Annotated in this window: 16 protein-coding genes and 1 tRNA gene; 9 read left to right on the top strand and 8 right to left on the bottom strand. The window is 67.6% G+C overall.

Annotation, left to right across the window (positions count from 1 at the left end):
- Positions 1-204: 204 nt before the first annotated feature.
- Entirely contained in the window at positions 205-765 is a 561-nt protein-coding gene (locus PYV00_RS07690; protein WP_275227697.1) for a nuclear transport factor 2 family protein, read from the top strand.
- 123 nt (positions 766-888) lie between these two features.
- On the top strand, positions 889-1,491 hold the full coding sequence (locus PYV00_RS07685; protein ID WP_275227696.1) for a TetR/AcrR family transcriptional regulator: 603 nt from the start codon (positions 889-891) through the stop codon (positions 1,489-1,491).
- 6 nt (positions 1,492-1,497) lie between these two features.
- On the opposite strand, the gene PYV00_RS07680 is transcribed toward PYV00_RS07685, so the two are convergent.
- Positions 1,498-1,764 (bottom strand): hypothetical protein, encoded by a 267-nt coding sequence (locus tag PYV00_RS07680; protein WP_275227695.1) that lies wholly within the window; start codon positions 1,762-1,764, stop codon positions 1,498-1,500.
- Between the two features lie 212 nt (positions 1,765-1,976).
- Between PYV00_RS07680 and PYV00_RS07675 the strand changes: the two genes are divergently transcribed.
- A complete protein-coding gene (locus PYV00_RS07675; protein ID WP_275227694.1) occupies positions 1,977-4,289 on the top strand; it encodes an ATP-dependent helicase in 2,313 nt (770 codons plus the stop codon).
- 44 nt (positions 4,290-4,333) lie between these two features.
- On the opposite strand, the gene PYV00_RS07670 is transcribed toward PYV00_RS07675, so the two are convergent.
- A complete protein-coding gene (locus PYV00_RS07670; protein WP_275227693.1) occupies positions 4,334-5,791 on the bottom strand; it encodes a DEAD/DEAH box helicase in 1,458 nt (485 codons plus the stop codon).
- A gap of 160 nt (positions 5,792-5,951) precedes the next feature.
- Positions 5,952-6,566 (bottom strand): hypothetical protein, encoded by a 615-nt coding sequence (locus PYV00_RS07665; RefSeq protein ID WP_275227692.1) that lies wholly within the window; start codon positions 6,564-6,566, stop codon positions 5,952-5,954.
- A 125-nt stretch (positions 6,567-6,691) separates the two neighbouring features.
- Here PYV00_RS07665 and PYV00_RS07660 point away from each other — a divergent pair, with 125 nt between their 5' ends.
- Both PYV00_RS07660 and PYV00_RS07655 read left to right on the top strand, forming a co-directional pair.
- Positions 6,692-8,125, top strand: a complete 1,434-nt coding sequence (locus tag PYV00_RS07660; RefSeq protein ID WP_275227691.1) for an FAD-binding oxidoreductase — start codon at positions 6,692-6,694, stop codon at positions 8,123-8,125.
- 100 nt (positions 8,126-8,225) lie between these two features.
- Positions 8,226-9,005: a SapC family protein gene (locus PYV00_RS07655; protein ID WP_275227690.1), complete on the top strand. Its 780-nt coding sequence runs from the start codon at positions 8,226-8,228 to the stop codon at positions 9,003-9,005.
- Between the two features lie 281 nt (positions 9,006-9,286).
- Here PYV00_RS07655 and PYV00_RS07650 read toward each other — a convergent pair whose 3' ends face one another.
- Entirely contained in the window at positions 9,287-10,240 is a 954-nt protein-coding gene (locus tag PYV00_RS07650) for an N-formylglutamate amidohydrolase (RefSeq protein ID WP_275227689.1), read from the bottom strand.
- Positions 10,241-10,416: 176 nt separating this feature from the next.
- Here PYV00_RS07650 and cpdR point away from each other — a divergent pair, with 176 nt between their 5' ends.
- Together cpdR and PYV00_RS07640 are read left to right on the top strand one after the other, a co-directional pair.
- Positions 10,417-10,791 carry a cell cycle two-component system response regulator CpdR gene (gene cpdR, locus PYV00_RS07645; protein WP_275227688.1) on the top strand — a complete coding sequence of 125 codons (375 nt, stop codon included), beginning with the start codon at positions 10,417-10,419 and terminating at the stop codon, positions 10,789-10,791.
- Positions 10,792-10,892: 101 nt separating this feature from the next.
- A tRNA-Val gene (locus PYV00_RS07640) sits at positions 10,893-10,967 on the top strand.
- A gap of 250 nt (positions 10,968-11,217) precedes the next feature.
- Here PYV00_RS07640 and PYV00_RS07635 read toward each other — a convergent pair.
- Positions 11,218-11,979 (bottom strand): crotonase/enoyl-CoA hydratase family protein, encoded by a 762-nt coding sequence (locus PYV00_RS07635; protein ID WP_275227687.1) that lies wholly within the window; start codon positions 11,977-11,979, stop codon positions 11,218-11,220.
- A 153-nt stretch (positions 11,980-12,132) separates the two neighbouring features.
- Here PYV00_RS07635 and PYV00_RS07630 point away from each other — a divergent pair, with 153 nt between their 5' ends.
- Both PYV00_RS07630 and PYV00_RS07625 read left to right on the top strand, forming a co-directional pair.
- Positions 12,133-13,350: an NADP-dependent isocitrate dehydrogenase gene (locus PYV00_RS07630; protein ID WP_275227686.1), complete on the top strand. Its 1,218-nt coding sequence runs from the start codon at positions 12,133-12,135 to the stop codon at positions 13,348-13,350.
- Positions 13,351-13,499: 149 nt separating this feature from the next.
- A complete protein-coding gene (locus PYV00_RS07625) occupies positions 13,500-15,272 on the top strand; it encodes a cation:proton antiporter (RefSeq protein ID WP_275227685.1) in 1,773 nt (590 codons plus the stop codon).
- On the opposite strand, the gene PYV00_RS07620 is transcribed toward PYV00_RS07625, so the two are convergent.
- The 3 genes from PYV00_RS07620 to PYV00_RS07610 all read right to left on the bottom strand — a co-directional run bounded on the left by PYV00_RS07620 (position 15,269) and on the right by PYV00_RS07610 (position 19,799).
- Positions 15,269-16,129, bottom strand: a complete 861-nt coding sequence (locus PYV00_RS07620; RefSeq protein WP_275227684.1) for a sulfurtransferase — start codon at positions 16,127-16,129, stop codon at positions 15,269-15,271. The genes PYV00_RS07625 and PYV00_RS07620 overlap by 4 nt on opposite strands.
- Before the next feature lie 5 nt (positions 16,130-16,134).
- Positions 16,135-18,795, bottom strand: a complete 2,661-nt coding sequence (gene alaS, locus PYV00_RS07615; RefSeq protein WP_275227683.1) for an alanine--tRNA ligase — start codon at positions 18,793-18,795, stop codon at positions 16,135-16,137.
- Positions 18,796-18,863: 68 nt separating this feature from the next.
- On the bottom strand, positions 18,864-19,799 hold the full coding sequence (locus PYV00_RS07610; protein ID WP_275227682.1) for a diacylglycerol/lipid kinase family protein: 936 nt from the start codon (positions 19,797-19,799) through the stop codon (positions 18,864-18,866).
- Positions 19,800-19,843 lie beyond the last annotated feature (44 nt).

Raw genomic sequence — 19,843 nt, 5'->3', positions numbered from 1 at the left:
GACAACCGATCCTACCGGCCATCATAGTCGCCGCTCAACCGGCCATCGTAGTTGTCGCCGCGCACCGAAGGGCGCCACCTGGTGCAGGTCAAGCACCTGATGAAGAACCAGAAGGGCACGACGATGTGCACCGGCACGGCCGAGATCGCCTTGCCGAAGAAGCCGGCCTGACCGGCGGTGGGACAATAGCGGGAGAACGCCGGGATGAGCCCTGATCAGGAACTGGCCGAACTCAGGGCCACTGTCGGCTATCTCAAGGACCGGCAGGACATCCTCGATTGCATCCAGCGCGAAAGCCGCGCGCGCGATCGGCAGGACGTGGCGCAGATCGCCAGCTGCTGGTGGGAAGATGGGGTGGACGAGCACGGACCAAGCGTGACCTTCGCCCCGGAATACCCGGAAAAGGCCAACCTGGGCCACCGGATGAACTTCAACATGACCAGCCACAACATCACCAACAGTGTGTGCGAACTGGATGGCGATACCGCCAATGTCGAATCCTACGTGATCGGCGCGCTCTACTGGCTCGACGGCAAGAGCACGACGATCGCATTCGGCCGCTACCTCGATCGGCTGGAGAAGCGCGGCGGCGAATGGCGCATCGCCGTGCGGCGCTGCACGATCGAGGCGACGGCCGATGGCGACGGCACCTGGGTCCATTCGAAGAACGTCCAGGGCTTCCTCAAGGCGCTGTGGAACGGGCAGGACCCGTCCTACGACCGGCCCTACCAGTGGAAACCGCGCGAGGAAGGCGTGCGCTGGTAGCGCCGCGCCCGGCCCTCCCCGCCTGACGGTCCCGGAATCGCCAGAGCTTTACCCCGCCCGCGCGCCAGCTAGAAAGGCGATCCCCCGAGCATCGGCGCGGGGCGCGAGGGAGACCGCGAAGCGATGGCGAGCGACAGGCGCATGGGGCCCAGGGGATCGGAAATCTGGCTCGCCATGCTGGGCGCGGCCGAGGACATCCTGCGCGAGGAAGGCTATGGCGCGCTCACCTCGCGCCGCGTGTCCGAACGCATCGGCGTCAAGCAGCGGCTGATCTACTATTATTTCCGCACGATGGACGAGCTGATCGTCGAGACGTTCCGCGCGCTGGCGGTGCGCGAGGTCGAACGGCTGAACCGGGCGCTGCTGAGCCGCCACCCGCTGCGCGAGACCTGGCAGATCCTGGTCGAGACGTCCGATACCAAGCTGGTGTCCGAATTCATGGCGCTGGCCAACCGGATCGACGCCTTGCGCCAGGAAGTGGCCGGCTTCATCGAGCATTCGCGCGCGTTGCAAGTGGAAGCCCTGTCGCGCGCGATGGCCGACAGCGCCGCGCCGGGCACGCTTTCCCCCGTGGCCCCCGTGGCCATAGCGATCTTCGCGACCAGCGCCGCGCTTTCGCTCCATCGCGAAGCCGCGCTGGGCATCGCCACCGGGCACGCCGAAGTGCTGCGGGTGATCGAAGACACTATCGCCCGGCTCGATCCGCCGGACCAGGGCCGATCCTAGGCGCGCCTACTTCTCGCTGGCGGGCTTGCCCGGCCAGTAATCGAGCGGGGTGTTGCCCCACTTGAGCCCGGCCTCGCGCGGGTTGATGCAGCCATCCTGGCCCTCGGCGGTGCACACCTTGTATTCCTGCCCGTCGATCCGCACCACGGTGGGGCGTCCCCTGGCGTCCTTCTCGACGATCTCGGGCTTGGGCGCGGCGGCCTGATCGGCATAAGCCACGCCGGTCATGAAGGCGAGCGCGCCGGCGGCGATGGCAAGAGTGAGGTTTCTCATCGAACGGCATCCTTCCCGTGGGTTTCGCGCCGGTCCATCGGCCAGTGCGATACGGCATTCTTCATAGGCTCGCCGGACAGGCCGTCCAAGCGGAAACGCCCGGCTCCGGCACGGCTGGCCGCGCGAACGATCGCATCGGTCGCGCAAACGCGTTCCTCCCCTGCGACGAAGCGGCCTTGCGCGCCGGCGGTGCGTTCCCTAGTTGTTCACGCATGACCGCCCCTCCAGCCCCCCTGCCCACGGCCCTGCCCGATGCGGCCGACGACCCTCTGATCGCCGGCCTAAACCCTCCGCAGCGCGAGGCGGTGCTGACCACCGAAGGGCCGGTGCTGATGCTGGCGGGCGCCGGCACGGGCAAGACCGCGGCACTCACCGCGCGGCTGGCGCACCTGATCCGTATGCGGCTGGCCTGGCCGTCGGAGATCCTGTGCGTCACCTTCACCAACAAGGCGGCGCGCGAAATGCGCGAGCGGGTGGGCAAGCTGATCGGCCCGGCGGTGGAAGGGATGCCCTGGCTGGGCACGTTCCATGCGATCGCCGCCAAGATGCTGCGCCGCCATGCCGAGCTGGTCGGGCTCCAGCCCAATTACACGATTATCGATACCGATGATCAGCTCCGCCTGCTCAAGCAGCTGATCGTGGCCGAGGGGGTGGACGAAAAGCGCTTTCCCGCCCGCCAGCTTGCCGGTTGCATCGATCGCTGGAAGAACCGGGGGCTCAATCCCGCCGATCTCGACGCTGCAGAGAACGAATCTTACGCCAACGGCAAGGGCCAGCGTTTCTACCAGCTTTACCAGGACCGGCTGAAAGCGCTGAACGCCTGCGATTTCGGCGACCTGCTGCTGCACATGCTGAACATCCTGCGGACCCACCGCGAAGTGCTGGAACAGTACCAGCAGCGCTTCAAGTACGTGATGGTGGACGAATATCAGGACACCAACCAGGTCCAGTACCTCTGGCTGCGCCTGATCGCGCAAGGCCGGCAGAACATCTGCGTGGTGGGGGACGACGATCAGTCGATCTATTCATGGCGCGGCGCCGAAGTCGCCAATATCCTGCGGTTCGAAAAGGACTTTCCCGGCGCCAGGGTGATCCGACTGGAGCAGAACTATCGCTCCACCCCGCAGATCCTCGCCGCCGCCTCGGGCCTGATCAACGAGAACAGCCAGCGCCTGGGCAAGACCTTGTGGACCGAGCGGCACCCCGGCGATCCGGTGCGCGTGATCGGCGTGTGGGACGCGCCCGAGGAAGCGCGCCGCGTGGGTGACGAGATCGAGCGGCTGGAACGCGAAGGCGCGCGGCTGGACAGCATCGCCATCCTGGTGCGCGCGCAATACCAGACCCGCGAGTTCGAGGATCGCTTCATCTCGATCGGCCTCAATTACCGCATCATCGGCGGCTTCCGCTTCTATGAGCGCGCCGAGATCCGCGACGCGCTGGCCTATCTGCGCGTGATCGCCCAGCCCGCCGACGATCTGGCGTTCGAGCGGATCTACAACGCGCCCAAGCGCGGGCTGGGCAGCAAGGCGCTGGAAAAGCTGCACGTCCACGCGCGCCGGCGCGGCATCCCGCTGGCGCTGGCCGCGATCGAGATCGCCGATACCGACGAATTGCCGGCCCGCGCGCGCAATACCTTCCTTGCGCTGATGCGCGATTTCGCCCGCTGGCGCGATCTGGGCAAGCAGACCAGCCCGGCCGAGCTGATCCGCACGGTGATGGACGAATCGGGCTATACCGACGCCTTGCAGGCCGAGCGGAGCACCGAAGCTTCCGGGCGCCTGGAAAACCTGGCCGAGCTGGCCCGCGCCATGGAGGAATACGAGACGCTGGGCGATTTCCTCGAACACGTCAGCCTGGTCATGGACAACGACGCGGCGGACGAGAGCGAGAAAGTCACCATCATGACGATGCACGCCGCCAAGGGGCTGGAATTCGATCATGTGTTCCTGCCCGGCTGGGAAGAAGGCGTGTTCCCCTCGCAACGCGCGCTCGATGAAGGCGGGCTGGCCAGCCTTGAGGAAGAGCGCCGGCTCGCCTATGTCGCGATCACGCGCGCGCGGCGGCGCTGCACCATCCTGCATGCGGCGAACCGGCGCATCTACGGCCAGTGGACCAGCTCGATCCCCTCGCGCTTCATCGCCGAATTGCCGACCAGCGAAGTCCATCAGGAAACCACGCTTTCGGGCGGCGCCTCGCTATGGCGCGCGCAGTGGTCCGAACAGTCCGATCCTTTCGCCGATGTCGCGCGCGCGCAGCCGGCGCGCACCATGACGCGCGGCCCCGGCTGGCAGCGGGCGGCCGCGCGCGAATACGATCCCACGCCGCGCCGCATCGCCGAAAGCACGCGCAGCGCCGCCAGCTTCGCGGCAAGGCCGCGCGCCGACATCGCGCCGGGCGCGCGCGTGTTCCATGAAAAGTTCGGTTACGGCACGGTCGCCGCGCAGGAAGGCAACAAGCTCGAAATCGATTTCGAGCAGACCGGCCGCAAGCGCGTGATCGACAGCTTCGTCAAGCTGGCGGACTGAAGGCCGGCGATCCCGCAAGGGCTCCCCGAAGCCGGGAAAACCCGTCAGGCGAGCGCGGAGATATTCAGGAAGCCGGGCACCGGGCCATTCCAGCCGCCATCATCCCTGGTGTCGGCCGGATCGGGTTCTCCGCGCCGGTCACGACGCGGTTCCTCGGCGCGGGGGGCGCTGCGCGGAGCGCGGTCCTCACGCGGGGCCCGTTCCGCACGCGGCGCTCTTTCCTCACGCGGCGTGCGAGCTTCACGCGGGGCACGCTCTTCGCGCGGCGCGCGTTCCTCACGCGGTGTCCGGTCCTCACGGGGAGGACGCTTGGCCTTGGGCTCGCGCCGGGGCTTGTCCTCGCGCGCAGGCTTGTCCTCGCGCTGGGGCCGTTCGGACCCGCCCTCGATCCGCGCTTCATAGACCGGGATCGTGCTCTTGGTCAGCTTCTCGACATTGTCGATCGCCTCGGCATCGGCCGGCGCCACGAACGTGAAGGCCCGGCCCGTCGCGCCGGCGCGGCCGGTGCGGCCGATGCGGTGGACGTAGTCGTCGGGATGCCAGGGCGTGTCGAAGTTGAACACATGGCTGACACCCTTGATGTCGAGCCCGCGCGCGGCGACGTCGGACGCCACCAGGATGTTGATCTGCCCGTCCTTGAACCGCTGCAATTCGGCATTGCGCGCCGGCTGGTCCATATCGCCGTGGATCTCGCCGCTGGAGAAGCCGTGGCGCTGCAGGCTGGTGTTCAGCTCGCGCACCGTCGTCTTGCGGTTGCAGAACACCATCGCGGTGGTGACGTTGTCGGTCCGCAGCAGTTCGCGCAGCAGTTCGCGCTTCTTGCGCTGGTCGATGAAGACCTTGTACTGGGCGATGTTGATGTTGGCGGTGGCCGGCCGGGCCACTTCGATCCGCTTGGGGTTCGACAGGAACTTGTCGGCCAGCTTGGCGATCGGCGGCGGCATCGTCGCCGAAAACAGCAGTGTCTGGCGGCTGGACGGCAGCTTGGTGCAGATATTCTCGATATCGGGGATGAAGCCCATGTCGAGCATCCGGTCCGCCTCGTCGATCACCAGCAGGTCGCAGCCGGTCAGCAGGATCTTGCCCCGCTCGAACAGGTCCATCAGCCGGCCGGGCGTGGCGATCAGCACGTCGACGCCATCCTGCAGCGCCTTGACCTGATCGCCCATCTGCACGCCGCCGATCAGCAGCGCCATGCGCAGATCGTGGTTCTTGCCGTACTTCTCGAAATTCTCGGCGACCTGGGCGGCCAGTTCGCGCGTCGGCTCCAGGATCAGCGAGCGCGGCATCAGCGCGCGGCGGCGGCCATGCGCCAGGATGTCGATCATCGGCAGGACGAAGCTGGCGGTCTTGCCGGTGCCCGTCTGGGCGATGCCGATCAGGTCACGCATCATCAGGACGGAAGGGATCGCCTGCGCCTGGATCGGCGTCGGTTCATCGTATCCGGCGGCAGCGACCGACTGCAACAATTCGTCTGACAGGCCGAGATCGGCGAATTTCATAGGCTTCTTGGGTTTCCGGAAAAATGCCGCGCGGCGTCGGGGAAACAGAACCGGGGCGACCCGGCCTTGCGCTCCTGTCGCGAGGCTCCGGGCGGCCCTTTGCCCAACAGGGAGGGAAAGTCAAGGAAATGCGCCGGAAGGCCCATTCCCACGCCGATCCTCAATCCCCCACCTCGACAAGCTGGCGAATCCGCGAAAGCTTGCAGTTGGCGCCGTTGCGCGAAAGCAGTGTGTCGCGATTGACGCAAAGCTGGCCATCGCCGGTGCGCGCCAGCAGAAAGCCCGAATAGAAATCGCGCGATTTGCACGCGCGCTCCAGCTCGGCGCTGACGATCCGCTGGTCGCGCATGAACAGCAGCAGCCGGTTGCCGCCATTGGGCTGCACCCCGGTGATGCCCGCCGCCGGCAGGCACTTGCCGATCTTGCGCTCGCTGAAATGGGGGCCGATCTCACGGTCAGGCAAGTTGAACAGCATGTCTGGCCGCGTCGGCATCGGCGCGCGCGGCGTGATGCGGATGGTCATGCGCTGCTCGATCCGCACTTGCCACGCGCTGTCGGGGCGAAAACCCTGGCTGACCGGATCGAGCGCCCAGGCCGGCGCCGCCTGCACGTCGGGACGGTCGGGAAAGGCATTGGCCGCGATGGCGGTGCCCGGATCGAAATCGGTCGGCGTGGCCACGCCCGCTTCCGCCACGACCTCGCGGTTCGCCTCAACCGTGCCGGCCGCGGGCAGCAGCAGCATCAGCGGCGTCAGCAAGGCAGCGGCAAAATTCATCAATCAATCGAACCCCGGGGAGCGAAAATGCACGCCTCGATGCCATACCGCAAGAGCTTGAACCGCCGCTTAACCCGGCCCAAGTGGGATGCAAGCCCCCTCCATCTGTGCCAAAGACGCCCACCATGACCGCGACGCGCAATCCCACCCAGGCCTTTCTTGACGAAGCCGCCGCCCTGCTCGGCCCGCGCGGGCTGACCCGGGACGCCGATCTGATCGCCCCCTGGCTGACCGACTGGCGCGGGCGCTTCACCGGGCGGGCCTGCGCCATGGCCTCGCCCGCCAGCACGGCCGAGCTGGCCGATCTGGTGCGCCTGTGCGCCGCGCATGGCGTGCCGATCGTGCCGCAGGGCGGCAACAGCGGCATGTCCGGCGGGGCCACGCCCGATACATCGGGCCACGCGCTGCTGCTTTCGCTGCGGCGGATGAACGCCATCCGCGAGATCGACGTGGAAAGCCGCCGGCTGACTTGCGAGGCCGGGCTGGTGCTGCAGACGCTGCACGAGGCGGCCGAAGCCCAGGGCCTGCGCTTTCCCCTGACGCTGGGCGGCAAGGGCTCGGCAACGGTGGGCGGCCTCGTCTCCACCAACGCGGGCGGCAGCCAGGTGCTGCGCCACGGCTCGATGCGCGCGCTGGTGCTGGGGCTGGAAGCGGTGCTGGCCGATGGCAGTGTGTTCTCGATGCTCACCCCGCTCAAGAAGGACAACCGGGGTTTCGATCTCAAGCAGCTCATGATCGGCTCGGAAGGGACGCTGGGCATCGTCACCGCCGCGACACTGCGACTGGTGCCGGCAGTGGCCGAACGCGTGGTGATCTGGGCAGGCGTGCCCTCGCTGCAGGCGGCGCGCGCGCTGCTGCTGCATTGCGAGGATGCGGCCAATGCCGCGCTGGAAGGCTTCGAGGTGATGCCGCAGGCCTGCCTCGACGCCGTACTGGCGCATCTGCCTGGCGCGCGCGCGCCGCTGGACGGCGCGCATCGCTGGCACGTGCTGATCGAGGTGGTGGCCGATCGCGCCACCGCCGCCACCCTGCGCGATCGCTGCGAGGCGATGATGGCCGATGCCTTCGAGCGCGACCTGCTCGACGATGCGGCGATCGCCGCCAGCGAAAGTCAGGCCGAGGCGTTCTGGCTGCTGCGCGAATCGGTCGCGCCGGCCGAACGCGCGCGCGGCCCGGCCGTGCAGCACGATATCTCGGTGCCGGTCGAGCGGATGCCCGAATTCGTCGATGCCGCCGTGCCGCGGATCGAATCCGCCTGGCCGGGCACCGAGGCGGTCGCCTTCGGCCACCTGGGCGATGGCAACGTGCATTTCCACGTCATCGCCCCCCGCGTTACCGACGCGGCCGCCTGGCAGGAGCGCGACGGCAAGGCGATCAGCCGGCAAGTCCACGATCTGGTCACGGCCTGGGGCGGCTCGATCTCGGCCGAGCACGGCATCGGCCAGCTCAAGCGCGACGAGCTGGCCCGGCTGGGCGATCCGGTGGCGCTGGCGATGCTGCGCGCGGTGAAGCACGCGCTCGATCCGGCGGGCCTGCTCAATCCCGGCAAGCTCGTCTGAACCCGCGCCGCGCACCGCCGGTTTGCCCCAAGCTTGCGCCACACTGCGCGAGCGCCTAAAGGCACGCCCTTATCGAAATCCCAGCTTGCGGAGAGTACCAATGGCCACCGCGCCGAAGACTGCATCCCTGCCCCTGTTCTACAAGGACCTGATCCCGCTCAACACCCAGGAGCACGCCAATTACTCCGCGCGCTCGACCAACAAGGCGGCGTGGATGGTGGGCGCACATGCGATTCCGCTGACGGTCGAGGAATTCCCGATGGCGCAGCGCCATTATCCCATCGTGTTCTCGACCGGCGACGATCCGGTGCCGCTGGCGCTGATGGGCATGAATGAAGGCGTGAACGTGTTCGTCGATGATGATGGCACCGTCAACACGCCGATCTACGTGCCGGCCTATGTCCGCCGCTATCCGTTCCTGCTGGCCAAGCTGCAGGCCGACAAGCCCGACCTTTCGCTCTGCTTCGATCCCACCAGCGAGCTGATCGGCGAGTTCGAGGACGGCAAGCCGCTGTTCGCCGACGGTGCCCCCAGCGCAAGCTGCCAGGATACGCTCAAGTTCTGCGAGCACTTCGAGCAGGCGGGCGCCCGCACCGGCCAGTTCGTCGCCGAGCTGAAGAAGCACGACCTGCTGATGGATGGCGAGCTCAACATCGAATCGGGCCAGGCCGGCGGCCAGCCGTTCATCTATCGCGGCTTCCGCATGGTGGACGAGAACAAGCTGCGCGATGTGCGCGGCGATGTGCTGCGCGGCTGGAATCAGAGCGGGCTGCTGCCGCTGATCTACGCGCATCTGTTCTCGCTTGAACTCGTGCGCGAGATCTTCGGCCGTCAGGTGCAGCTCGGCAAGGTCGCCGCGCCGCAGCTCGCACAAGCCTGAAACCACGGAAATCCGCCCCGATCGCGCGATCGGGCTGCGCTACGGCCAGCCAGCCGTGGCGATCGCGGCATCGTGGTTCCAGTCGGGGCTTGAAACCGGCGGCGGCCTGCCATATGTAGGACGAGTTCCATCAGCGCTACCCTCATGGCCTGATGGTGCGTGGTGCACCCCGTGCACCTCCTCCCTGAACCTTGGCCACCTCGCGCTCCCCGCGCGAGGTGGTTTCTTATGTGGGGGATGCTTCGGGCGTATGCGCGCCGGTTTTCGGCGCTTCGCCCCGGCTATTCCGCCGCTTGCGACCAGCGCGTGTCGCCCGCCTGCCCCAGTGCCGAGACTTCGCCGGCAAGCTGGCGCACCAGCCCGGTCAGCAGGTCCGCCACATCGTCCAGGCCCGGCGCGATCGGTTCGGCCAGCCGCGAATCGAGATAGAGCGCCCGGTCGATCTCGATCTGCATGGCATGGATGCCCCGATCCGGGCGCGCATGTCGTTCCAGCACATAGCCGCCGGCATAAGGCCGGTTGTGCGCGGCTTCATAGCCGCTCTGGTTGAAATGGGCGAAAGCCCCCGCCACCAGGCTGCCATGGCATGTCGCGCCGAAGCGATCGCCGATCACGAAACGCGGCGTGCTCACGCCGGGGCGTGCGGGCAGCGGCGGCATCGAATGCAGGTCCAGCAGCAGCGCCGCGCCCCAGCGCTCGCGCACCGCCGCGATCGCGCCCGCCAGCGCCTGATGATAGGGCGCGTGGATGCCGGTGATCCGCGCGGCCAGATCGGTCTCGTCGTGCCGCCGGCGCCAAAGCTCGCCCATGCCCGGCAAGCGGCGCGGAATCAGGCCAAGGCCGCTGCGCGCGCGGCGGCCGGGGGCAAAGCTGCCGGGATCGGGCCGCTCATTCCGCCCGAACATCTCCCAGTCGACATCGTCGGGCGCGCGGTTGAGATCGATCATCGCGCGCGGCGCATGGGCCACCAGCAGCGTCGCCCCGGTGGCGCGCGCGACGGCGATGGCCACGCGATCGACGAATCGGTCTTCCAGCTTCAGCGCGGCCGACGCGGGCTGGCGCATGTCGCGCAGCAAGGCGCGCGGATAGGCGCGGCCGGCATGGGGCACCGCGATCAGCACGGGCAGCGCCGAAGGCTCCGATCCGGTCAGCGTGAAGGCCGGGACGCCCGCGGCGCCGGGGATGATCCCGCCCGCGCGCCGCCGCGAATCGCCTTCAGCCTCGTCATTGCTCATAGGCCTTCAGGCTGTCCTTTTCCGCGCGCTGTGTCAAAGCCGGGCAGGCGCCAGATCACACAAGAATCTTAACCCCTGCCGCGCTATAGCGCGATCAAGGGCATCGCGCCGCCGTTCGCGACGGGGATGTCCTTTGCCGCCACCCGTTGTCGCCCATCAGTCCGAGCGAGAAGGTCATGATCCGTATCCTGCTAGCCGAAGATGACGAGGCGATGCGCACTTATCTGGGCCGCGCGCTCGAGAACGCCGGATACGAAGTCGTCGCGGTCGATCGCGGGACCGATGCCTTGCCTTATCTGCGGAACGAGAAGTTCGACCTGCTGCTTTCGGACATCGTCATGCCCGAAATGGACGGGATCGAGCTGGCGCAGCACTGCGCCGAAGTCTCGCCCGGCACCAAGGTCATGTTCATCACCGGCTTCGCCGCCGTCACGCTGCGCGCCAGTCGCGAGGCGCCGCAAGCCAAGGTGCTGTCCAAGCCGTTCCACTTGCGCGACCTCGTGCTGGAAGTGCAGCGCGTCTTCGGACTGAGCGCGCAGGCGCAGATCTGAGGCGCGAAATTAGCCGTTCAAACCGGCTTGCATCGTCGCGGGCTCGACGCTAAATGGCCCTTCCGCCGGGGGCACTCCCTTCCGGCAGACGCGAATGGCTCGGGCGTATAGCTCAGTGGTAGAGCACTATGTTGACATCGTAGGGGTCGCAAGTTCAATCCTTGCTACGCCCACCATTCCCGTAACACCACAGGCAACCCGTCGCGAAAGCGGCGGGTTTTTTGTTGCGCGGCGTGCTTGGCGAAGGGCGCCGATCGCATCCGCGCTTGGCTGGCGGCACCTGATCGCTCTCCTTCGGCCCCGCTGAAGCAAGCGTGACTATCCCCATTGTCGCTCCCGTCACCCCGGCACAAGGCCGGGTTGACGAGCGAATGCAAGGGACTGCCGTTCGCCGTATTTGGCGGCTTCCGAATCTATCCGCGCTGGCTAACGCCCCTGCCAGTTGGGCTTGCGCTTTTCGGCGAAGGCGCGCGCGCCTTCCCTGGCGTCTTCGGAGACGAAGACATGCGCGATGTAGGGCGCCTGCAGCGTATTGATCTCGTCGGCCGGCCAGAGCCAGGAATCGCGCACGATCCCTTTCGATGCCGCCACCGCCAGCGGGCCATTCGCGGCGATGGTCGCGGCCAGTTCGCGCGCCGCCGCGATCGCCGGCCCATCGGTCACGCGGTTGACCAGGCCCAGGTCATAGGCGCGCTGCGCCGTGATCGGATCGCCGGTCAGCGCCAGTTCCATCGCCAGTTGCCGGGGCAGGAGGCGCGGCAAGTGGACCACGCCGCCACCACCCGCGACCAGCCCGCGCTTGACTTCGGGAATGCCGAACCGGGCGTTGACGTTGGCCACGACCAGATCGCAGGCGATCGCCAGTTCCAGGCCGCCAGCCAGCGCGTGTCCGTCCACCGCGGCGATCACCGGCTTCTTCGGCGTCCACGAGGTCAGCCCGCCAAAGCCGCGCTCGCCCGCGACCGGCAATTCGCCCTTGAGAAATCCCTTGAGGTCCATGCCCGCGCAGAACGTACCGCCCGCGCCCGTCAGAATCGCACAGCGCAGCGCGGGCTCCGCGTCCAGGCGGTCCATCGCCTCGGCGATCGCCTCGGCCGCCGCCTTGGTCATCGCGTTGCGCTGTTCGGGACGATTGATCGTTACTTCCAGGATGCCGTCGGCATCGGTTACAAGCACTTCGTCGCTCATTCTCGCCTCTCACGGTTACTGGTTCCGTTCATGGGAACTCGCTCCCCGAGTGCCGCCTCCCCGACACGCTGTCCAGCGGATACTTGCCTTGCTAAGCGCCCGATCGCTGCCTAAGAAGCCGCGAATTTCTCATTCCCAGGGGAGCTTTCAGGCATGGCGAAGATCAAGGTCAAGAACCCGGTCGTGGAGATCGACGGCGACGAGATGACGCGAATCATCTGGCAATGGATCCGCGAGCGACTCATCCTTCCCTATCTCGATATCGACTTGCAGTATTATGACCTTTCGATCGAGAACCGCGACGCCACCGACGATCAGGTGACGATCGACTGCTCGAACGCGATCAAGGCCTGCGGCGTCGGCGTGAAGTGCGCCACGATCACGCCCGACGAAGCGCGCGTCGAGGAATTCGGCCTCAAGAAGATGTGGAAGTCGCCCAACGGCACGATCCGCAACATCCTGGGCGGCGTCGTCTTCCGCGAGCCGATCGTGATCTCCAACGTGCCCCGGCTGGTGCCGGGCTGGACCGATCCGATCGTCGTCGGCCGTCACGCCTTCGGCGACCAGTATCGCGCCACCGACACGCTGATCCCCGGCCCCGGCAAGCTGCGCCTCGTCTGGGACGGCGACAACGGCGAGAAGATCGATCTCGACGTGTTCGACTTCCCCTCGCCGGGCGTCGCCATGGCGATGTACAACCTCGACGATTCGATCCGCGATTTCGCCCGCGCCTCGATGAACTACGCGCTCGATCTGGGTTGGCCACTGTACCTTTCCACCAAGAACACGATCCTCAAGGCCTATGACGGCCGCTTCAAGGATCTGTTCCAGGAAGTGTTCGACACCGAAGGCTTCGCCGAGAAGTTCAAGGCCAAGGGCATCGTCTATGAGCACCGCCTGATCGACGACATGGTCGCCTCCGCCCTCAAGTGGAGCGGCAAGTTCGTCTGGGCCTGCAAGAACTACGATGGCGATGTCCAGTCCGACACCGTCGCGCAGGGCTTCGGCTCGCTCGGCCTGATGACCTCGGTGCTGATGGCGCCCGACGGCAAGACCGTCGAGGCCGAGGCCGCGCACGGCACCGTCACGCGCCACTATCGCCAGCACCAGCAGGGCAAGGCGACCTCGACCAACCCGATCGCCTCGATCTTCGCCTGGACGCGCGGCCTGATGTATCGCGGCAAGTTCGACGATACGCCCGAAGTGGTGCAGTTCGCCGAAACGCTCGAAAAGGTCTGCATCGAGACGGTCGAGGAAGGCAAGATGACCAAGGACCTGGCCTTGCTGATCGGGCCGGACCAGTCGTGGATGACCACCGAGCAGTTCTTCGAGGCGATCGTCGAGAACCTCGAAAAGGCGATGGCCGCCTGAGGCCGAGCCGCCCGGTTCATCATCGACCGGCATGAATTGAAGGCGATCGGGCAGCCCGCCCGGTCGCCTTTTTCATTTTCCCGGTCGGGCCTGCCCTGCGATGGCCCCCGCGCGTGACAAATCCATTCACCCTGCCATAGTGGCCGGACATGGCCGGATCGAGCGAACTTTACTCCCCCTTCCTGTCCGATGCGCTGGTGATCCTGGGCGCGGCCGGCATCGTCATTCCGGTGTTCTCGCGCTTTCGCATCACGCCGGTCATCGGCTTCATCCTCGTCGGGCTGCTGGTCGGCCCGTTCGGGCTGGGGCGGCATGTGTTCGATTATCCCTGGCTGTCGTACATCACGATCACCGATCCGGGGGGGCTGGATGTCTTCGCCGAGTTCGGCATCATCCTGCTGCTGTTCTCGATCGGGCTTGAGCTTTCGTTCGATCGCCTGTGGCAGATGCGCCGGCTGGTGTTCGGGCTGGGATCGCTGGAGCTGATCGTCACCGGCGGGGCGATGACCTTCATTCTCGCCGCGATCGGGCAGCGTTTCGATGGCGCGCTGGCGCTGGGGCTGGCCTTGGCGCTGTCCTCCACCGCGCTGGTGCTGAAGATCACCAACACGTCCACGCCGGTCGGCCGGGCGGCGCTGGCCATGTTGCTGTTCGAGGATATCGCGCTGGTCCCGATCATCTTCCTGCTGGGCGCGCTGGCGCCCAACGCGGCTGGCGGCGTGGGCGATCTGCTGAACACGCTCCTGCTGGGAGCCGGCGTGATCCTGGGGCTGCTGGTGGTCGGCCGGTTCGGGCTGCCGCGCCTGTTCGCGCAGGCCGCGCGGACCAAGAGCCCGGAGCTGTTCCTTGCCGCCAGCCTGCTCGTCGTCATCGTCGCCTCGCTGGCCACGGCGGCGGTCGGCCTGTCGCCCATCGTCGGCGCGCTGATCGCCGGGCTGCTGATCGCCGAGACCGAATACCATTCCGAAGTCGAGCAGATCACCGAGCCGTTCAAGGGCCTGGCGCTCGGCGTGTTCCTCATCACCATCGGCATGAGCATCGACTTGCGCGTGGTGGCGCAGAACATCGTGCCGATCGTGACCGCCACGGTCGGCATCATCGCGCTCAAGGCGGCGGTCACGGGCATGTTGCTGCGCCTGATGGGCGCGCGGCGCGGCACCGCGACCGAGACCGGCATCCTCATGTCCAGCCCTTCGGAAACGACGCTGATCGTGCTGACCGCCGCCACCGGCGCGGAGCTGATCCAGCCGGGCACCGCGCAGTTCTGGCAGATCGTCACCGCCATCGGCCTGACCGTGACGCCGCTGCTGGCGCTCGCCGGCCGTTCGATGGGCCGCCGCGTCGATGGCGTCGAAGCGCCGACGGCCGCCGAAGAGGCCGCCACCGGCCGCGCGGTCGTGGTCGGCTTCGGCCGGGTCGGCCGGCTGGTCGCCGATATGCTGGAACACCATGGCAAGCCTTATGTCGCGGTCGATTCCGATGCCGATCTGGTCAGCGAAGGGCGCCGGCAGGGCTATTCGGTCGCTTTCGGGGATGCGGCGCGCGGCAATGCGCTGGTGGCGCTGGGCGCCGACAAGGCATCGGCCGTGATCCTGACCATGGACGAGCCGGTTTCCGCGCAGCGCCTGGTGCGCAAGCTGCACGCCCAGTTTCCCGACATGCCGATCATCGCCCGCGCGCGCGATGCCAGCCACGCGGCCGAACTCTATCGCGCCGGCGCCACGCTGGCCGTGCCCGAGGCGCTGGAAAGCTCGCTCCAGCTATCCGAAGCGGTGCTGGTCAACCTGGGCGTGCCGATGGGCCCGGTGATCGCCTCGATCCACGAGAAGCGCGACGAGCTGCGTGACCTGATCATGGAGGAAGGCGGCCTGGCCGAGCGGCCCAGGCTGCGCAGCGCCAGCCTGAAGGAACGAATGGGTTAAGCCTGGCCCGTCGCCACGGGCCGTGCCGGATCGCTGGTCCATTCGCTCCACGAGCCGGGATAGAGCTTCGCGCCTTTGAGCCCGGCGATTTCCATCGCCAGCGCGTTCGCACACGCGGTCACGCCCGATCCGCATTGCATCACCGCCTTGTCGGGCGGAGTTTCGCCCAGCACCATGGCGAATTCGCGCGCCAGTTCCGCCGGGAGCTTGAACTTGCCGGTGGCATCGAAATTGTCGCGCAGGAAGCGGTTGCGCGCGCCGGGAATGTGCCCCGAAACCGTATCGAGCGGATGCGGCGCGCCTGCAAAGCGCGCCGGATCGCGCGCGTCGACCACCAGCAGATCGCCCCTCGCGATATTGGCCAGCACCTCGTCCGCGCTGACCACGCCGCCCACCAGCGCAGGCGCGATGGTGAAATCGCCCTCGGCCACGGGGGCCGGATCGTCGCTTTCCAGCACGAACCCCTCGGCCAGCCACGCCTGCCGCCCGCCATCGAGCACCGCGACCGCCTCGTGCCCCAGCCAGCGCAGCATCCACCACAGCCGCGCCGCGTAGAAACCGCCATTGCCATCATAGGCGACGACCTGCTGGCCGCGATGCAGCCCCAGCGCGCGCAGGCGCGCGGCCAAGGCGGCGGGATCGGGCAGCGGATGGCGGCCATTGCTGCCGTCGGGCCGCGCGGACATATCGTCATCGAGATGGACGTAGCGCGCGCCGGGGATATGCCCGGCCCGATAGACCGAGCGCCCCCTGGCGGGATCGCCCAGGTCGAATTCGCAATCGAGCACCAGCACCGGCGCGCCTTGCCCGATCAGATCGTGCAGCGCCGTGGCCGGGATAATCGTGGTCCAGGCCATCGGGGTCAACCGGCCAGTGCCGCCCTGACCGCCGCGATCGCTTCGGCGCCCTTGCCGCCATCCGGCCCGCCGCCTTGCGCCATGTCCGGCCGGCCGCCACCCCCCTTGCCACCGAGCGCCTCGACGCCGAGCCGCACCAGATCGACCGCGCTGAACCGGCCGATCAGATCATCGGTAACGGCAACCGCGAAGCTCGCCTTGCCTTCGTTCACCGCGCAGATCGCCGCCACGCCCGAGCCCATGCGCTGCTTGGCCTGATCGAGCAGCCCGCGCAGTTCCTTGGGATCGAGCCCTTCAAGCACCTGGCCGGAGAACTTCACACCGCCGACTTCCTCGTCCACCGGCCCGGCCGCGACCGCGCCGCCGCCGCCCAGCGCCAGCGCTTTCTTCGCTTCGGCCAGCTCGCGCTCCAGCTTCTTGCGCTCGTCCAGCAGCGCGGCGACGCGCGCTTCCACGTCCTCGGGCGTGGTGCGCAGCAGGCTGGCCGCGCCTTTCAGCGCATCCTCGCGATGGACCAGCCATTGCCGCGCGCCTTCGCCCGTCAGCGCCTCGATCCGGCGCACGCCCGAGCTGACCGCGCTTTCCGAAACGATCCGAAACACGCCGATATCGCCCGTGGCGTTGACATGGGTGCCGCCGCACAGCTCGACCGAATAGGCGTGCCCGCTGGCGTTCCAGTTCGCCCGTCCCATGGCCAGCACGCGCACTTCCTCGCCGTATTTCTCGCCGAACAGGGCCATGGCGCCGGCGGCCACGGCATCGTCCGGGCTCATCAGCCGGGTGGTGACGGGATCGTTGTGGCGGATCTCGGCATTCACCTCGGCCTCGATCACGGCGATATCCTCGTCGCTCAGCGCCTTGGGGTGCGAGAAATCGAAACGCAGGCGATCGGGCGCCACCATCGAGCCCTTCTGCGTGACGTGATCGCCCAGCCGGTTGCGCAGCGCCGCGTGGAGCAAGTGCGTGGCGGAGTGATTGGCGCGGATGGCATCCCGCCGCGCGGTATCGACCGCGAGATGGACGGTATCGCCCACCCGGATCGTGCCCGCCTCGATCCGGGCCTGATGCGCGTGCAGGCGGCCGAGCGGCTTGGCCGTATCCGCCACCACGATGCGCAGGCCATCGCCCCCGGTGATCATGCCGGCATCGCCGACCTGGCCGCCGCTTTCGCCGTAGAACGGCGTCTGGTTGACGATGATCGACACCGCTTCGCCAGCGGTGGCCGAGGAGACTTCGGCGCCATCCCTGACCAGCGCGACGACGCGGCCCTCGCCGCTGGTCGAGGCATAGCCGGTGAATTCGGTGGCGCCGTTGCGCTCGGCAATGTCGAACCAGATCTCGTTGGAAGCGGCATCGCCGGAGCCTTTCCACGCGGCACGGGCAGCGGCCTTCTGCTTCGCCATCGCCGCATCGAAGCCCTCGCGATCGACCGCGATGCCGCGCGCGCGCAAGGCGTCCTCGGTCAGATCGTAAGGGAAGCCGAACGTATCGTAGAGGCGGAAGGCGGTGTCGCCGGGCAGGCTGTCGCCTTCGCCCAGGCCCACGGTCGCCTCATCCAGCAGGCGCAGGCCCTTGTCGAGCGTCTGGCGGAAGCGGGTTTCCTCGCGTTCCAGCACTTCCTCGATCAGCGGCTGGCCCCGGCGCAACTCGGGAAAGGCATCGCCCATCTCGGTGACGAGCGCGGGGACGAGGCGGTGCATCAGCGGGTCCGCCGCGCCGAGCAGGTGCGCGTGGCGCATCGCGCGGCGCATGATGCGACGCAGCACATAGCCGCGCCCCTCGTTCGAAGGCAGCACGCCATCGGCCAGCAGGAAACTGGTGGAGCGCAAGTGATCGGCGATGACACGATGGCTCGCCCGGTTCTCCCCCTCGGCGGGAACCCCGGTAAGGCTCACCGAAGCGGCGATCAGCGCGCGGAAGGTGTCGATATCATAGTTGTCATGCTGGCCCTGCAGCACGGCGGCGATGCGTTCCAGCCCCATGCCCGTGTCGATCGAGGGCTTGGGCAGATCGCCGACGATCTCGCCCGCCGCCTGCTCGAACTGCATGAACACCAGGTTCCAGATCTCGATGAAGCGATCGCCATCTTCCTCGGGCGATCCCGGTGGACCGCCCCAGATGTGATCGCCATGGTCATAGAAGATTTCCGAGCACGGGCCGCAGGGGCCATCATCGCCCATCGCCCAGAAGTTGTCCTTGGTGGGGATGCGGATGATCCGGTCCTCGGGCAATCCGGCGATCTTCTTCCAGAGATCGAACGCCTCGTCATCGGTGTGATAGACGGTGGCGAGCAGCTTGTCCTTCGGCAGCCCCCATTCGCTGGTCAGCAAGGTCCAGGCATGGGTGATCGCTTGCTCCTTGAAGTAGTCGCCGAAAGAGAAATTTCCGAGCATTTCGAAGAAGGTATGGTGGCGCGCGGTATAGCCGACGTTGTCGAGATCGTTGTGCTTGCCACCGGCGCGTACACACTTCTGCGAGGACGTCGCGCGGGGGATCGCGCGGGTCTCCAGCCCGGTGAAAACGTTCTTGAACGGAACCATGCCCGCGTTGACGAACATCAGCGTCGGGTCGTTATACGGCACCAACGGCGCCGACTGGACCACCTCGTGCCCATGCGAGCCGAAGTATTCGAGGAAAGAACGGCGGATTTCGTTGGTCGAGCTCATGTCTGCGCCGATAAAACAGGCGCTGTTCTGCGGCAAGCGCGAAGGCACGATCGCGGTGATCGGGCGAACTATTCGCTCGCGCCGGTGCTCTCTCCGGCGGGAACCATGACCGCGAGCGCGGCCGGGCGAATGGCGAAGCGCAAGGGGAAAGGCATTTGGTGCACTTCACCGTCGATCGCGACCTGGTGCTCGCCATGGCCCGCGACCACGACTTCGCGCGCATCGGCCAGCGCGGCGAAATCGGCTTGTGGATCGGCCTTGCCCGCCAGCACCCGGATCGCGGTCACGATGAGCCCGAGGCTGCCGCGCTCGGCGACCGCATAGAGCGAGAGCAGCCCGTCGCGCAGCTCCGCCCGTTCGCCCAGCCGGCCCGTGGCAAGCGAATAGCGGTTGTTGCCGACGAACAGCAGCGGGGTCTTGATGAAGCGCGTCTCGCCATCGATCATCAGCCGGACATGGCGCGCGCCCGGCCGCGCCAGCACGCCGAGCGCGGCGGGGATCGTCGCCAGCCATTTCGGCAAGGCGCGCCGATCGCGATCGCGAACCATGCGCGCGTAAATGCCGATCGAGGCGTTGTTGATGAACAGGCGATCGCCGGCACAGCCCAGATCGATCCGGCGTGCGTGATCTCCGGCGGCCACCCGCGCCGCCTGCTCCAGCGTGCCGTCCAGCCCGATGGCATGGGCGAAGTGGTTGAGCGTGCCGAGCGGGAGCACGGCGAGGCGCCGCTGCTGCCGGGCCAGCACGCCGGCCGCGCAGGACAGCGTGCCATCGCCGCCGCCCACCGCGACGGTCCCGCCCCGCGCGCGGGCCACGGCCTGGGGGATATCACGGCCTTCGACGCAGTGCAGGTCGATCGGCCGGCCCGTGGCGGCGAAAGCCGCGCGCACCTGCTCTTCAAGCTTGTCGCCGAGCTTCGCGGCCGTGCCGCCGCCACGATTGACGATGACGGCAAGGGGGGCGGATGCAAGAGGTTCGCCCTTGGCCGCGAGCGCTGAAGTCATGACAGAAGCAATGCCCGAGACGCCGCGCGGTTCCGGTCCATGCC

This window comes from Novosphingobium album (ex Liu et al. 2023) (assembly GCF_029076845.1).
Classification (GTDB): domain Bacteria; phylum Pseudomonadota; class Alphaproteobacteria; order Sphingomonadales; family Sphingomonadaceae; genus Novosphingobium.
Note: the sequence above shows the minus strand (reverse complement) of the source record. Positions and strands in the feature narration are given on the sequence as shown.

Bases quoted from the DNA above. Each gene is read 5' to 3' on its own strand.
- alaS (WP_275227683.1), bottom strand. From the start codon at position 18,795: ATGAGCTCGACCAACGAAATCCGCCGTTCTTTCCTCGAATACTTCGGC.
- PYV00_RS07690 (WP_275227697.1), top strand. From the start codon at position 205: ATGAGCCCTGATCAGGAACTGGCCGAACTCAGGGCCACTGTCGGCTAT.
- PYV00_RS07665 (WP_275227692.1), bottom strand. From the start codon at position 6,566: ATGAATTTTGCCGCTGCCTTGCTGACGCCGCTGATGCTGCTGCTGCCC.
- PYV00_RS07660 (WP_275227691.1), top strand. From the start codon at position 6,692: ATGACCGCGACGCGCAATCCCACCCAGGCCTTTCTTGACGAAGCCGCC.
- cpdR (WP_275227688.1), top strand. From the start codon at position 10,417: ATGATCCGTATCCTGCTAGCCGAAGATGACGAGGCGATGCGCACTTAT.
- PYV00_RS07680 (WP_275227695.1), bottom strand. From the start codon at position 1,764: ATGAGAAACCTCACTCTTGCCATCGCCGCCGGCGCGCTCGCCTTCATG.
- PYV00_RS07635 (WP_275227687.1), bottom strand. From the start codon at position 11,979: ATGAGCGACGAAGTGCTTGTAACCGATGCCGACGGCATCCTGGAAGTA.
- PYV00_RS07610 (WP_275227682.1), bottom strand. From the start codon at position 19,799: ATGACTTCAGCGCTCGCGGCCAAGGGCGAACCTCTTGCATCCGCCCCC.
- PYV00_RS07625 (WP_275227685.1), top strand. From the start codon at position 13,500: ATGGCCGGATCGAGCGAACTTTACTCCCCCTTCCTGTCCGATGCGCTG.
- PYV00_RS07685 (WP_275227696.1), top strand. From the start codon at position 889: ATGGCGAGCGACAGGCGCATGGGGCCCAGGGGATCGGAAATCTGGCTC.
- PYV00_RS07620 (WP_275227684.1), bottom strand. From the start codon at position 16,129: ATGGCCTGGACCACGATTATCCCGGCCACGGCGCTGCACGATCTGATC.
- PYV00_RS07630 (WP_275227686.1), top strand. From the start codon at position 12,133: ATGGCGAAGATCAAGGTCAAGAACCCGGTCGTGGAGATCGACGGCGAC.
- PYV00_RS07675 (WP_275227694.1), top strand. From the start codon at position 1,977: ATGACCGCCCCTCCAGCCCCCCTGCCCACGGCCCTGCCCGATGCGGCC.
- PYV00_RS07655 (WP_275227690.1), top strand. From the start codon at position 8,226: ATGGCCACCGCGCCGAAGACTGCATCCCTGCCCCTGTTCTACAAGGAC.
- PYV00_RS07650 (WP_275227689.1), bottom strand. From the start codon at position 10,240: ATGAGCAATGACGAGGCTGAAGGCGATTCGCGGCGGCGCGCGGGCGGG.
- PYV00_RS07670 (WP_275227693.1), bottom strand. From the start codon at position 5,791: ATGAAATTCGCCGATCTCGGCCTGTCAGACGAATTGTTGCAGTCGGTC.